The 894-nt window shown below is 70.9% G+C and carries 1 pseudogene; it reads left to right on the plus strand.

The features are described from left to right. Window positions 1-48: 48 nt before the first annotated feature. Window positions 49-894, plus strand: a pseudogene (locus HMPREF3086_RS19265) (hypothetical protein); the annotation flags it as partial.

Consider the following 894-nt stretch of genomic DNA (forward strand, 5'->3'; position numbering starts at 1 on the left):
GCCTCCGCGGTGGGGTGGTCGATCCTGTTGGCCTGCGCCCACGCGCGGATGCAGTACCGCGACCTGTACGAAGCTGCTTTCACTGACCGTTGGCCCGGTCTGGAGTTTGTCCGCACCAGCCGTGCAAGTGCGGGGGAGCGCACCCCCCGATTCGACGCGGCCACCGAGCTGGCCCGTCAGTGGGCCAAAGCCGTCACCGCAGCCAGTTACACCCGGCCCAGCACTGCAGGACCCTCGCCCGCCCGCCGAGCCGCCGAAGCGACTGTCGCCGACCTCTGCGCGCGCATGGACGCCCGGCCCGGCCGGTGGGCTGGCAAGACCGGAGCCCAGGACCGTCTGGTGCTCCTGGCCCTGGCAGCCCGCACCCTTGCAGCCGCCGCCGTAGAGGTGCACCTGTCCGAGCGCGACTGGGCCCTCGCCGCGGGCCTGACCAGAGACGCCGTCGCCGACCGACTGAAAGTCCTGACCCAGCAGGGCTGGGTCGCCCGCGTGCAGCGAGCAGCCGGCCCCTGGGCGGCAGTGTGGCGGATCGTAGGACCCGGGGGCGGGAAGCAAAGAAGTGGCGCAGTATTTACCCCGGAGATGCAGAGCCAGCTTGACGCTGAGCTCGAGTGCGCCCGGGAGGACATTTGGCACGCCCGCCCCCTTGGGGTGCTGGGCATGCGTGTGTGGACCCACCTGGCCTCTGCCCGGCTGTCTGTGGGTGAGCTGGCGACCAGGCTGGGGATCTGTCCGGCGACGGTGCGCAGCAAACTGCGCGCGCTGCGCTCTCTGGGGTTGTGCACCGCCGATGGCCGGGTGTACCGGAGTCGGTCGCGGTTAGCGCGAGCCGCTATTGCTGCTGGTGTCGACGGTGCGCACGCCGATCGGGTGCGCCTGTACCGACTGCATTCG

The organism is Dietzia sp. HMSC21D01 (genome assembly GCF_001815995.1).
Taxonomy (GTDB): Bacteria; Actinomycetota; Actinomycetes; order Mycobacteriales; family Mycobacteriaceae; genus Dietzia; species Dietzia cinnamea.